Source organism: Pseudoxanthomonas sp. GM95 (assembly GCF_900109775.1).
Lineage (GTDB): Bacteria > Pseudomonadota > Gammaproteobacteria > Xanthomonadales > Xanthomonadaceae > Pseudoxanthomonas_A.
In genome coordinates, this window is sequence record NZ_FOAX01000001.1 from 615990 (window position 1) to 628776 (window position 12787).

The window sequence follows — 12787 nt, forward strand, 5'->3', positions numbered from 1 at the left end:
GGAATGGACCGGCATGCTCACCCGCGTGGATCAGCGCGACAAGCCGCGTTGCGCGGTGAATACGTATGCAATCGCCAAATGGATCGGCAGCAGCAGCGCAACCCAGGCGACGTTGGCCTGCACGTTGAACGGGAACCAGTGCAGCATCCAGCCCAGCGCCGCCATCACCGCCACGCCGCGCAGCACCCAGGCCGCGAAACGCGAGAGCGGCTTGCCACGCAGCAGCTTGATCGCCGGCCACAGCAGCAGCACGCACAGCGGATTGAGCAGCAGCAGGTTGCGGTTGGCCCAGCCGGCGATGTGGCCGCTGCCGAACCAGATGAACAGCATCAGCGCGCCGGCCAACGTGCACAGCAACCAGAACGGCAGCGCGAGTGCCGCCACGCCGCGCGGATGGCGCTTGCCGAGTGCGACCAGGGCGAAAGCGATGGCCACGCCGGCCAGCAGCCACGGCCACCACGGACGCGCGGCTTCCGGCGGTTCCGGCGCGATGGTGTGCGGCAGTAGTTGCTGGGTCTGCTGCACCAGCGGGCGGCCTTCGGTGTTCTTCACTTGCGCCAGCGCATCGGCCAGGCGCATCGGCACGAAGGCCTCGTCCCAGCGCGAAAGCTGCTGGTCGGCATACGGGCCGAAGCCGAGATCGAAGCCGATCCACATCCACCAGGCCGGCGAGGCCAGGCGCACCGACTCGCTGCGATAGGTGTTGCCGCGCGAGCGCCCGGCGAGCTGCTTCTTCAGCGCGCCGCCCATCACCGTGTTGAGTGCATCGCGCACCTGGGTGGCGCAGTTGCTGTTGAAGTAATCGTAGGGGTAGCGCGCGTTCTGCGGCTGCGCGCGCCAGGCCAGCGAATCGGCCAATGCCTGCGCCTGCGAGGCCGGCAGATCCAGCCACTGGATCGACACGCCGCGGCCTTCCTCGCGATAGCTTTCCAGGTCCTGCTGCACGGGCAGGGCGACCAGGTAATACAGCATCTTGCCGTCGATGAAGCGGCCGATGAAACCGGGCTCATCCGGATCGAAGAAGCCGAAGTTGTACGAGGTCGCCTGGCCGGTGTCGGCATCGGCCACCACCAGTGCGTCGTGGCCGAAGCGTTCGAAGAACACCTCTCCCGGCTGCATCGTCATCACGCCAATCCGCGGGGCGGCCGAAGCCATGCACGCAAGCGTCAGCAACAGCAGCGCGCACGCGGCGCGCGCCAGCAGGCCGGAAGAACGCCGCATCAGCTGTCGGACAGCACGCCGACGTGGAAGGCATGCACGCGGCGTCCATCGGCCCGCGCCACGCGGAAGGCGAAGCGGCCCAGGGTCAGTTCCTCGCCGGTCTCGGGCAGGTGGCCGATCGCATCGGTGACCAGGCCGCCGACGGTGTCGTATTCGTCGTCGGGGAAGTCGGCGCCAAAGCGCTCGTTGAAATCCTCGATCGGGGTCAGCGCATCGACCACGTACTGGCCATCGGCCTGCGCAGCGATCAGCGAGGCTTCGTCCTCGGCATCGTCGTGCTCGTCGTCGATCTCGCCGACGATCTGCTCCAGCACGTCCTCGATGGTGACCAGGCCGGCCACGCCGCCGTATTCGTCCACCACCAGCGCCATGTGGTTGCGCGACAGGCGGAACTCCTTGAGCAGGACGTTGAGCTTCTTCGATTCGGGGATCAGCACCGCCGGGCGCAGCAGCTCGCGCACCGTGCCCGGACCGTTATCGGCGACCACGCCGCGCAGCAGGTCCTTGGCCAGCAGGATGCCGAGGATCTCGTCCTTGTTGTCGCCGTGCACGGGGAAGCGCGAGTGGCCCGATTCGACCACCTGCTTCATCAACTCCAGGAACGGCGTTTCCAGCGCCAGCGACACCATCTGCGAGCGCGAGACCATGACATCGCCCACGGTGAGTTCGGCGACCGACATGGCGCCTTCCATCATCTTGAGGGTGTCCGGCTCCAGCACGCCGTTGTGCTGGGCGTCGCGCAGCAGCGCGACCAGGTCTTCACGGGATTCGGGTTCGCCGGAGAACGCCTGGCTCAGGCGTTCTAGCCAGCTGCGTCGTTTTTCGGGGAGCTCTGACGCGGTTGTACTGTCGTCTTCTGACATTTGGGGGGTGCAGGCACCCGGCTGATGCGGGCGTGGAAGCCAGTCTAGCAGACGTTTCCGGCGCTCCCGTGGCGGCGCCCGGGGGCTAGGGCGCGGCCTTGGCCTGCGGCGTCGGTGCCGCGGTTTCCGGTGCCGGATCGGGGCCTTCGGTGTCCAGGTTGTAGCTGCAGCCGGCCAGGGTCTTGCCCGGGTGGCTGGCGACGTTGGACACGTTGAGGATGATGGCCTGGATCAGGGTCTGGCCGCTGGCCGGATCGGTCTTCTCGGTTTCGCGCAGCTGTTTGCCGAAGATCGCTTTCTCCGGTGTGTCGATGCCGGTTTCCAGGTCCAGCTGGTGGGCCAGCGGACGCGGGTCGGGCAGGTCCAGGATCGCCATGATGCTGTCGCCGGCGAAGGCGATGTGCGAGGTCGCGTGGCCGAACACGGTGATCGGCTTGACCAGCTCGAACTCGGTCATGAACTGGTTGACCTGCGGCAACGGCTTCCAGCCCAGCGCCACGGCCTTGAGCGGATCGCGCAGGGCCGGCTCCAGGGCGAGGAAGTCGGGGACTTCCTTGCGGCATTCGATCAATGCGGCAAGGTCCGGTGGCGCGATGGATGCATCTTCGGCAGCCGCCTTGTCCACGGCCGGCGATGGTGCCGCAGTAGCGTGTGTGGCGCAGGCGAGTGCGGAGAGTGCGAGCGTCGTACGCAACAACACTTGCCTCACGCCTGCTGCTCCGCCGCGTAGGGATCGTCGATGCCCAGTTCGGCCAGGATCTCGCGTTCCAGCTGCTCCATCGCCTCGGCTTCCTTGTCGTCTTCGTGGTCCCAGCCCAGCAGGTGCAAGGTGCCGTGCACGGTCAGGTGCGCGTAGTGCGCGGCCAGCGCCTTGTCCTGGTCCTTGGCTTCACGGGCGACGACCGGCGCGCAGATCACCAGGTCGCCCAGCAGCGGCATGGTCACGCCTTTGGGCAGCTTGATGGTCTCGTCCAGCTCGCCGGGAAAGGACAGCACGTTGGTGGCGTAGTCCTTGCCGCGGTAATGGCGATTGAGGGCCTTGCCTTCCTTCGCATCGACGATGCGGATGGCCAGGTCGGCCTCGCGGATGCGGCCCTTGAGCGCCGCCGCGACCCACTTGCGGAAGCTCACCGCCGCAGGAAGCCCGGCGCGCGGCATCGCATAGCTGACCGCGACCTGCAGATGGATGGGACCTTTGGTCATGTCGATATGCCCTCGTTAGAGCGTGTGGTGCGCGTTGCGATGAGTGCGAAGTGGCCTGGGACGTGTCGAGACAAGGCGTGCGCCGCGGCCCAGGCAGGTCGCCTGGGCGAGGCGCGCAACGCAGGATCGGCGCGTCCCGGGCCGTTTCCCGTCGGGTTGGCGGTCGGCGCTATAGCGCCGGCTGCCAACGCAGCTCATCTCAACGTGCATCACGCGCGCTACGCCTGCTCGGCATCGGAGGCGGTGTTGTCGCGCGCATCGTAAGCCCGCACGATGCGCGCCACCAGCGGATGACGGACCACGTCGCGGGCGCCGAAGAAGCTGAAGGACACGCCTTCCACGCCGCGCAGGACTTCCACCGCATCCTTCAGGCCAGAGCGGATGTGCTTGGGAAGATCTGTCTGGCTCATGTCGCCGGTGACCACCGCGGTGGCACCAAAGCCGATGCGGGTCAGGAACATCTTCATCTGCTCGACGGTGGTGTTCTGCGCCTCGTCCAGGATCACGAACGCATCGTTGAGCGTGCGGCCGCGCATGTAGGCCAGCGGTGCGATCTCGATGACGTTCTTTTCCAGCAGCTTGGCGACCTTTTCCACGCCCAGCATTTCGTACAGCGCGTCGTAGAGCGGGCGCAGGTAGGGATCGACTTTCTGGCTCAGATCGCCGGGCAGGAAGCCCAGCTTCTCGCCGGCTTCCACCGCCGGGCGCACCAGGATCAGGCGCTGCACGCGGGCCTCGTTCAAGGCTTCCACGGCCATGGCCACGGCGAGGAAGGTCTTGCCGGTGCCGGCCGGGCCGATACCGAAGTTGATGTCGTGCGTGGCGATGGCATGCAGGTACGCAGCCTGGTTGGGGCCGCGGCCGCGCACGGTGCCGCGCTTGACCTTGATCGCAACTTCCTGCGCCGTATAACCAGCGCTGGCCAGATGCTCGAGGTTGGCCTCGTTGAGGCGCAGGTGGATGGCATCGGCGTCGAACACTTCGGTCGCCGCTTCGTCGTACAGCGCACGCAGCAGCTGTTCGGTGGCCGCAGCGGCGCGCGCCGGGCCTTCGACGCGGAAGATGTTGCCGCGATTGGAGATCTCCACGCCGAGTTTGAGTTCGATCTGGCGCAGGTGCGCGTCGAACGGGCCGGCCAGGTTGGCCAGCTGCTCGGTGTCGTAGGGATCCAGGGTGAAATCGTGATGGGTGGGCGTCGTCATAGACCGCCTAGGGTAGCGCGCCAGGCCGCCACAGGCAGCGCTGGCGCCAAGCGCGGATTCAGCCCAGCGCGTGCGCGGCGGCCTGGTCGATCAGCGCCTGCTCCGGGCGCACGCCGGTGTAGAGCACGAACTGCTCCACCGCCTGCAGCACCACGACCTGGCCACCGGTGATCACCGGCTTGCCCAGGGCGCGTGCGCGCTTGATCAGCGGCGTCTCCACCGGCAGGGCGACCACGTCGAAGACCAGCTTGGCCGCGGCGATTTCGTCCTCGGTGAAGGCCAGGGTGTCGGCTTCCGGGCCGCCTTCCATGCCGATCGGGGTGACGTTGACCAGCAGGCCGCCTTCCACGCCGGTCATGTCCGGTGACCAGTTCCAGCGCGTGGTGCGCGCCAGGCGCTGGCCGGCCACGGCATTGCGCGCGACCACGTGCCCGTTGGCGAAGCCGGCGTCGCGCAGCGCGCAGGCGGTGGCCTTGCCCATGCCGCCGCTGCCGCGCAGGGCCAGCGGGGTGTCGGTGGGCAGGCCGCTGGCGGCGATCAGGCTGGCCACGGCGCTGTAGTCGGTGTTGTAACCGCGCAGCACGCCGTCGGTGTTGACGATGGTGTTGACCGAAGCGATCGCCGCCGCCGACGGCTCCAGGCCATCGAGCAGCGGGATGCAGGCTTCCTTGAACGGCATCGAGACCGCGCAGCCGCGGATGTTCAACGCGCGGATTCCGGCGATGGCGCCTTCCAGGTCGGTGGTGCTGAAGGCCTTGTAGACGTAGTCCAGGCCCAGCGCTTCGTAGAGATAGTTCTGGAAGCGCGTGCCGAAGTTGCCCGGGCGTGCCGAGAGCGACATGCACAGGCGGGTGTCGCGGTTGATGCGCAGGGTCATGCGTGTGCCTTGTCTGCGTCGGTGGCCACGCGGCCACGCAGCGAGTTGCTGAATGCTTCGGTGATCGCCACGTCGACGAACTGGCCGATCAGGCGCTTGGGCGCGGCGAAGTTCACCGAGCGCATGTTCTCGGTCTTGCCGGTCAGCTCGTTGGGATCCTTGCGCGAGGGGCCTTCGACCAGCACGGTCTGCACGCTGCCGATCATCCGCTGCGAAATGCCCTGCGAATACGCGTTGATGTGCGCCTGCAGGCGCTCCAGCCGCGCGTGCTTGGTGGCATCGGGCGTGTCGTCGGACAAGTCTGCCGCCGGCGTGCCGGGACGACGCGAGTAGATGAAGGAAAAGCTCTGGTCGAAGCCCACGTCCTCGATCAGCTTCATCGTCTTGTCGAAGTCCGCATCGGTCTCGCCGGGGAAGCCGACGATGAAGTCCGAGCTGATCGAGATGTCTGGCCGCACCGCGCGCAGCTTGCGGATCTTGGACTTGAATTCCAGCGCGGTGTAACCGCGCTTCATCGCGCTCAGGATGCGGTCGCTGCCGGCCTGCACCGGCAGGTGCAGGTAGTTGGCCAGCTGCGGCACGTCGCGGTAGGCATCCACCAGAGAATCGCTGAACTCCAGCGGATGCGAGGTGGTGAAGCGGATCCGGCCCACGCCCTCGATCTGCGCGATCGTGCGGATCAGCAGGCCCAGGTCCGCCATTTCGCCATCGCCATACGGACCGCGATACGCATTGACGTTCTGGCCGAGCAGGTTGATCTCGCGCACGCCCTGCGCGGCCAGCTGGGCCACTTCCACCAGCACGTCCTCGAACGGCCGGCTGACCTCGGTGCCACGCGTGTAGGGCACCACGCAGAAGCTGCAGTACTTGCTGCAGCCTTCCATGATCGATACGAACGCCGACGGGCCATCGGCGCGCGGCTCGGGCAGGCGGTCGAACTTCTCGATTTCCGGGAAGCTGATGTCCACCTGCGACTTGCCCGATTCGCGCCGGGCGCGGATCAGTTCGGGCAGGCGATGCAGGGTCTGCGGGCCGAACACCAGGTCCACGTACGGCGCGCGCTTGACGATGGCTTCGCCTTCCTGTGAGGCCACGCAGCCGCCGACACCGATGATCACCGGCTTGCCGTCGGCCTTGAGCGCCTTCCAGCGGCCGAGCTGACTGAAGACCTTCTCCTGCGCCTTTTCGCGGATGGAGCAGGTGTTGACCAGCACCACGTCGGCTTCTTCGGGGTTGTCGGTCAGCTCAAGGCCTTCGGCCGCGGCCAGCACGTCGGCCATCTTGGCCGAGTCGTACTCGTTCATCTGGCAACCGTGGGTCTTGATATAGAGCTTGCCGCGGACTTCAGTCGGCTTCTTGGCGACGAAGGGCAGGGGCACAACGGTGGTGTCGCCCGGGGCGGGCGTGGTGACGTCTGGCGTCCCGGTCATGGCGCTTAATCCAGTCGGGTGGGCGGGAAAGCCGGCTAGTTTACCGGCTCTGTGCGGCGTGCGGCCCTCTTGGAGGGCAAGCGTTTGGCGCCATCGGGCTGTCGCGTTTCGAAGAGGCGCACGTTGGCCATTCCAATGCTGAAGACCGCCGTTTCACGGCAGGGTGGCAGGCGTGGCCGGAGCGGACTCCGTGACCGGTGTCTCCAGACCTGCAAAGGCCGCGTCATTGTCTTGTTAAGTCATTGATAAGCTGGGACACTTCGCCGCATGAAGGGGCTGCTGCGACTGGGGATGATCGCCGCAACGCTGGTCGCGCTGCCGGCCAGCGCGGGCACCCTGTACAAGTGCGTCGGCCCCGATGGCGCCACTGCCTACGTCAGCAAGCGCCTGGCCGGGGCCACCTGCAGCGTGGTCAGCCAGTACACGCCCGAACCCGCGCGCCGCGCCGTGCGCCCCGTGATCACGCCTCCTGCGGCGGCTGCACCCACCGTGGCCGTCGCCGAGAAGACACCGTCCAGCGCGATCACGCCCGCCGCTGTCGCACCCATGCCCAAGCCGGCGCCGACCGCTGCCACGCCGCCGCGCCGCGTGGTGAGTGGACAGGTCTATTCCTTCATCAAGGATGGCGTGCGCAACTACACCAGTGCCCGCCCGCGCGGCATCGACGTCGCCAGCGTCCGCACCATCAAGTACAGCTATATCGAGACCTGTTACGCCTGCGGCAATCCCAACATGAACTTCGGCGCGGTGCGCCTGAACACGCTGGCCTACGAGAGCGAAATCGCCTCGGCCGCGCGCGAGTTCGGGGTAGAAGAAGCCATCGTCCGCGCCATCATTCATGCCGAATCCTCGTACAACCCGCTGGCGCTGTCGCGCGCCGGTGCGATGGGCCTGATGCAGCTGATGCCGGCCACCGCGCGCCGGTTCGGCGTGGATGACGCCTACAACGCCGCGCAGAACATCCGTGGCGGCGTGCAGTACCTGGCCTTCCTGCTCAAGCGCTACCAGGGCAACCTGACCCTGGCGGCGGCCGGCTACAACGCGGGCGAAGGGGCGGTGGATCGCAATGGCGGCGTGCCCCCGTACGCGGAAACCCAGCGCTACGTGCAGCGGGTCGGGGTCCTGGCCGAGCGCTACCGCGCCAACGTCGGAACCGTCGGCGCGCGCTAGCAGATGCTGCGGTGCAATACCCGAAATGCAGCATGATCGATCTGCAAGTGACTGATCGAACAGGGTTTGTTGTGGCGAAAAATTTTATTCAGTTAGACTCGGCCGCGCTCTACAGATGAAGCCCGTCCGCGGGCCTCATCCGGCAGCCAAACAGCTACCCAATGTCGTTCTCGCGGAGTTACGGATGGCCAATGACGAGGTCACAATGCCCGTGGATGCGGGGCGCCGCCGGTTCCTGACGGCCACCACCGCAGTTGTCGGTGCCGTGGGTGCAGGCTTCCTGGCCGTCCCGTTCATCAAATCCTGGAATCCCAGCACCCGCGCCAAACTGGCCGGTGCCCCGGTGACCGCGGATATCACGGGATTACAGGAAGGCCAACGGATGGTGCTCGAGTGGCGTGGCCAGCCCATCTGGGTGGTCAAGCGCTCCAAGGCGATGCTCGATGCCTTGCCCACGCTGGACGGTCGCCTGCGCGACCCCAAGTGCGAGAACAAGGACCAGCAGCCGGCGTACGTGCTCAAGGGCAACCCCGAGCTGCGCGCGATCAAGCCCGAGATCTCAGTGCTGGTCGGCCTGTGCACCCACCTGGGCTGCTCGCCGGAAATCATCGCCGAGATCCGACCCGAGCCGTTCGATCCGGAGTGGAAGGGCGGCTACTTCTGCCCCTGCCACAAGTCGCGCTTCGACATGTCCGGACGCGTGTTCCAGGGCGTGCCGGCGCCGATCAACCTGCTGGTGCCGCCGCACCATTACCAGGACGACAACACCATCATCATCGGCGTTGATCCGGAAGGGGCTGCCTGATGTCGAACGTGATCACGCGGGCCGCCAACGGCGCCTTCGACTGGCTCAATGCGCGCGCGCCTGGGCTGATGCCCATGTATCGCAAGCACATGAGCGAGTACTACGCGCCGAAGAATTTCAACTTCTGGTACTACATGGGCTCGCTGGCCCTGTTGATTCTGGTCAACCAGATCGTCACCGGCATCTTCCTGACGATGAACTACAAGACCAGCGCGGCCGAGGCCTTCGCCTCGGTCGAGTACATCATGCGCGACGTCGAGTGGGGCTGGCTGATCCGATACATGCACAGCACCGGCGCCTCGCTGTTCTTCATCGTGGTCTACCTGCACATGTTCCGTGGACTGATGTACGGCAGCTACCAGAAGCCGCGCGAGCTGGTCTGGATCCTGGGCATGCTGATCTACCTGGTGCTGATGGCCGAAGCCTTCATGGGCTACGTGCTGCCGTGGGGCCAGATGTCGTTCTGGGGCGCCAAGGTGATCATCTCGTTGTTCGGTGCGATCCCGGTGATCGGGCAGGGGCTGACCGAATGGATCATGGGCGACTACCTGCCCAGTGACGCCACGCTCAACCGCTTCTTCGCGCTGCACGTGATCGCCCTGCCACTGGTGCTATTGCTGCTGGTGGTGCTGCACCTGGGCGCGCTGCACGAAGTGGGCTCCAACAATCCCGAAGGCGTGGACACCAAGCACGGTCCCAAGGGCAACCGCTGGAGCAAGACCGCGCCGACCGACACGATCCCGTTCCACCCGTACTACACGGTCAAGGACCTGGTGGGCGTCGGCTTCCTGCTGATGATCGGTGCCTTCATCATCTTCTTCGCGCCGGCCTTCGGCGGCCTGTTCCTGGAGCACGACAACTTCACCGAGGCCAACCGCCTGGTGACGCCCGAGCACATCAAGCCGGTTTGGTACTACACGCCGTACTACGCGATGTTGCGCGTGGTGCCCGACAAGCTCGGCGGCGTGCTGGTGATGTTCTCGGCAATCGCGATCCTGTTCGCGGTGCCGTGGCTGGACCGTGGCAAGGTGCGCTCGATCAAGTTCCGCGGGCTGGGTTACAAGATCGCGCTGGCCATCTTCGCCTTCAGCTTCGTCTACCTGGGCAAGATCGGCTCCGGCCCGGGCACCGACCAGATGGAAACCTACATCGGCCGCGTGCTGACGCTGTGCTACTTCGGGTTCTTCATCTTCCTGTGGGTCTATACGTTCTTCGGATTCGAACGCACCAAGCCGGTGCCGGAGCGGGTGAGCACGCATGACTAAGCGCCTGTCTTCGATCAAGCGGATGTTCCCGCGCCTGGCGGTACTTGGCTTCGGCCTGATGCTGAGCGTGTCGGTGTGCGCGGCCGAAGGTGGCGCCACCCTGCAGGCCGGCAACGACCTGGGCGACAAGGCCTCATTGCAACGTGGTGCCAAGTTGTTCATGGGTTACTGCTCGGGCTGCCACTCGCTCAAATACCTGCGGTATTCGCGCATGGCCGAGGATCTGGGGCTGAGCGAGGATGATGTCCAGGCCAGCCTCAACTTCACCGGTGCGGCTGTCGGCGAGCAGATCCAGGTGGCGATGCCGCACGATCCGGCCACCAAGTGGTTCGGCAAGATGCCGCCGGACCTGAGCCTGATCGCGCGCGTCCGCGGCCCGGACTGGGTCTATACCTACCTCAAGTCCTTCTACCTGGATGAGGCGCGGCCGCTGGGCTGGAACAACAAGCTGTTCCCCAATGCGTCCATGCCCAATCCGCTGTGGGAATTGCAGGGCCTGCAGCACGCCGAATACGGCACGCCGGACCCGGCCACCAAGGAAAAGCCGGTCGAGGCGCTCAAGCTGGTCACGCCGGGCACGGAGAGCCCGGCCGAGTTCGACCGCTCGGTGCGTGACATCACCAATTTCCTTGAATATGCCGGCGAGCCGGCAGCCCTGAAGCGCCAGAGCATGGGCGTGTGGGTGGTGCTGTTCCTGGCGTTTCTGACCTTTCTGGCGTTCCTGTTGAAGAAGGAATTCTGGAAGGACGTCCACTGAAGGACGTGACCTCCAGCAGGGGTGCGCAAATTGGCGGCCAACTGCTATGTTCATCCTCGTCGCCGTGTTCAGTGACTGGACCGGCGACCAGGCAAGACGCCTGTGCTAGTTGGCGCAGCCGGCGGAGCCCGGCTGCTGGATCGGTCCGATAAGGTGACGAGTGCCCGCATGCGAAACACCCTGACGCTGTTCTCTTCCGTTGACGATGTGCTGTGCCACCGCGTGCGGCTGGTGCTCGCCGCCAAAGGCGTCAGCTATGACCTGGTGCCGGTTGACCCGCAGAACCCGCCGGAAGACCTGATCGACCTCAACCCGTATCACTCCGTGCCGACCCTGGTCGAGCGCGACCTGACGCTGTACGCCGCCTCGGTGGTCAGTGAGTACCTGGACGAGCGCTACCCGCATCCGCCGCTGATGCCGGTCGATCCGCTTTCGCGTGCGCGCCTGCGCCTGGCGATGCTGCGGATCGAGGTGGACTGGGTGCCGCAGGTGCAGGCCATCCAGCTGGGCAACAAGGCCCAGGCCGATGCGGGTCGCAAGCGCCTGAAGGAACTGCTGACCGCCTCGGTGCCGTTGTTCAAGGCCAGCAAATTCTTCCTGAATCCTGAAATGAGCCTGGCCGACTGCGCCATGGCCCCGATCATCTGGCGCCTGAACTCGCTGGACGTGGGCCTGCCCAAGGACGGCAAGTCGATCGAGGACTACGGCAACCGGATCTTCCGCAATCCCGGTTTCGTGCGCAGCCTGACCGACCAGGAAAAGAAGCTCCGCGACCTGCCCGCCTGACCGGGATCGCGCCCGCACAGGGCGCGTGGCCGCACGCATCTTCAGCAAAAGCACGGCCGGCCAACACGCTGGCCGGTTAGACTGACGCCATGAGTGAAGATGCAGCACAGATGACCAGCCATCGCCCGTACCTGTTGCGGGCGCTGGCCGAGTGGATCGCAGACAACGACATGACCCCGCACCTGCTGGTCGATGCCACGCAGGCCGGTGTGCAGGTGCCTTCCAGCGCCGTGAAAGAAGGCCGCGTGGTGCTCAACATCGCCACTCGCGCCGTGGCGCATCTGGTGATCGACAATTTCACGGTCAGCTTTTCCGCCCGTTTCGGCGGAGTGAGCTACCCGGTCAACGTGCCGATCTCGGCGGTTCTGGCCATCTACGCCCGCGAAACCGGGCAGGGCATGGCGCTGCCGGAAGACATCGGCACCGGCGCCGGCCCGCAGGACGATCACGAACCGCCGTCACCGGATGATCCGACGCCTGACGAGCCGGCACCGCCGCCGTCCAAGCGCCCGCATCTGCGCGTGGTGAAGTAAGTCCTTCAACGCAGTCAAGGCCTGCCGCCATGGTGAAGCCTCAAGCCCGATACTGGTTCCCCGCCAAACAAGTCGGTTGGGGATGGGGCTTGCCCTGCGGCTGGCAGGGCTGGGTGGTGCTGGGGCTCTACGTCGTAGTGTTGGCGGTCAGTGGATTAGCGTTTCCGCCCCGGCTGCATGCGCTGGCGCTTTACGGCACGGTCGCCGCGGCGACCCTCGCGCTGATCTTGGTGTGCTGGCGCAAGGGTGAGCCGCCGCGCGGGTGATGCAGCATCGCCAGCGCGCGCAACGCGCTGGCGCCATCACTTAGTTGAGCGTGCGGAACTCGGCCGTGTTGTCCGGCCGGGTCGGGCCGACGAAGGACACCAGCCGGTCGCCGTGCATGACCAGCTTGCCGGTGTGGCGCTCGACGCCGTCGTAGGAATAGTCGAAGCGGAAGCTACGCTCCAGCGCCATGCGGCCATCCTCGTTGCGACGCAGCCGCACGCCGGTGGCCTGCACGCTCTGGTCCAGCCAGATCACGTCGGCGGCGGCGCAGGCATTGCGGCCCACCTGGATCGCCCGTTCGGCCGCGGCGCGGGCGGCATTCCACCAGAAGAACACGGCGGCACCGAAGATCAGGAGCAGGATCGGAGTCATGGCGCGACTGTAGCGGCTCGCGCGCGGCGCGGGCAG

Annotated in this window: 15 protein-coding genes; 7 read left to right on the plus strand and 8 right to left on the minus strand. The window is 66.2% G+C overall.

Going from position 1 to position 12787, the window contains the following annotated elements:
• Positions 1-30: 30 nt before the first annotated feature.
• The 7 genes from BMZ17_RS02890 to miaB form a co-directional block, all read right to left on the minus strand.
• Positions 31-1155 carry a lipoprotein N-acyltransferase Lnb domain-containing protein gene (locus BMZ17_RS02890; protein ID WP_254775224.1) on the minus strand — a complete coding sequence of 375 codons (1125 nt, stop codon included), beginning with the start codon at positions 1153-1155 and terminating at the stop codon, positions 31-33.
• A 65-nt stretch (positions 1156-1220) separates the two neighbouring features.
• Positions 1221-2084, minus strand: a complete 864-nt coding sequence (locus BMZ17_RS02895) for an HlyC/CorC family transporter (protein WP_093135386.1) — start codon at positions 2082-2084, stop codon at positions 1221-1223.
• Positions 2085-2169: 85 nt separating this feature from the next.
• The gene (locus BMZ17_RS02900; protein WP_254775225.1) at positions 2170-2709 is read right to left on the minus strand and encodes a hypothetical protein; all 540 of its coding nucleotides are present in this window, start codon (positions 2707-2709) and stop codon (positions 2170-2172) included.
• Between the two features lie 80 nt (positions 2710-2789).
• Entirely contained in the window at positions 2790-3287 is a 498-nt protein-coding gene (ybeY, locus tag BMZ17_RS02905) for an rRNA maturation RNase YbeY (protein WP_093135390.1), read from the minus strand.
• Between the two features lie 218 nt (positions 3288-3505).
• The gene (locus BMZ17_RS02910; protein WP_093135395.1) at positions 3506-4489 is read right to left on the minus strand and encodes a PhoH family protein; all 984 of its coding nucleotides are present in this window, start codon (positions 4487-4489) and stop codon (positions 3506-3508) included.
• A 58-nt stretch (positions 4490-4547) separates the two neighbouring features.
• Positions 4548-5366 carry a shikimate 5-dehydrogenase gene (locus BMZ17_RS02915; RefSeq protein WP_093135398.1) on the minus strand — a complete coding sequence of 273 codons (819 nt, stop codon included), beginning with the start codon at positions 5364-5366 and terminating at the stop codon, positions 4548-4550.
• A complete protein-coding gene (gene miaB / locus BMZ17_RS02920; RefSeq protein ID WP_093135403.1) occupies positions 5363-6796 on the minus strand; it encodes a tRNA (N6-isopentenyl adenosine(37)-C2)-methylthiotransferase MiaB in 1434 nt (477 codons plus the stop codon). Before miaB ends, BMZ17_RS02915 begins: the two co-directional genes overlap by 4 nt.
• 267 nt (positions 6797-7063) lie before the next feature.
• Here miaB and BMZ17_RS02925 point away from each other — a divergent pair, with 267 nt between their 5' ends.
• The 7 genes from BMZ17_RS02925 (at position 7064) to BMZ17_RS02955 (ending at position 12378) form a co-directional block, all read left to right on the plus strand.
• Entirely contained in the window at positions 7064-7966 is a 903-nt protein-coding gene (locus BMZ17_RS02925) for a lytic transglycosylase domain-containing protein (protein ID WP_093135407.1), read from the plus strand.
• 184 nt (positions 7967-8150) lie between these two features.
• Positions 8151-8771, plus strand: a complete 621-nt coding sequence (gene petA / locus BMZ17_RS02930; RefSeq protein ID WP_093135411.1) for a ubiquinol-cytochrome c reductase iron-sulfur subunit — start codon at positions 8151-8153, stop codon at positions 8769-8771.
• Entirely contained in the window at positions 8771-10036 is a 1266-nt protein-coding gene (locus tag BMZ17_RS02935) for a cytochrome b (protein WP_093135414.1), read from the plus strand. The genes petA and BMZ17_RS02935 overlap by 1 nt, the downstream gene beginning before the upstream one ends.
• A gap of 22 nt (positions 10037-10058) precedes the next feature.
• Entirely contained in the window at positions 10059-10793 is a 735-nt protein-coding gene (locus BMZ17_RS02940; protein WP_254775226.1) for a cytochrome c1, read from the plus strand.
• A gap of 168 nt (positions 10794-10961) precedes the next feature.
• Positions 10962-11579, plus strand: a complete 618-nt coding sequence (locus BMZ17_RS02945; protein WP_093135420.1) for a glutathione S-transferase N-terminal domain-containing protein — start codon at positions 10962-10964, stop codon at positions 11577-11579.
• Between the two features lie 89 nt (positions 11580-11668).
• Positions 11669-12112: a ClpXP protease specificity-enhancing factor gene (locus BMZ17_RS02950; protein ID WP_093135424.1), complete on the plus strand. Its 444-nt coding sequence runs from the start codon at positions 11669-11671 to the stop codon at positions 12110-12112.
• Between the two features lie 29 nt (positions 12113-12141).
• Positions 12142-12378 carry a hypothetical protein gene (locus BMZ17_RS02955; protein WP_093135429.1) on the plus strand — a complete coding sequence of 79 codons (237 nt, stop codon included), beginning with the start codon at positions 12142-12144 and terminating at the stop codon, positions 12376-12378.
• A gap of 40 nt (positions 12379-12418) precedes the next feature.
• On the opposite strand, the gene BMZ17_RS02960 is transcribed toward BMZ17_RS02955, so the two are convergent.
• Positions 12419-12751, minus strand: coding sequence for a DUF3301 domain-containing protein (locus tag BMZ17_RS02960; RefSeq protein ID WP_093135434.1), 333 nt, complete (start codon positions 12749-12751; stop codon positions 12419-12421).
• Positions 12752-12787 lie beyond the last annotated feature (36 nt).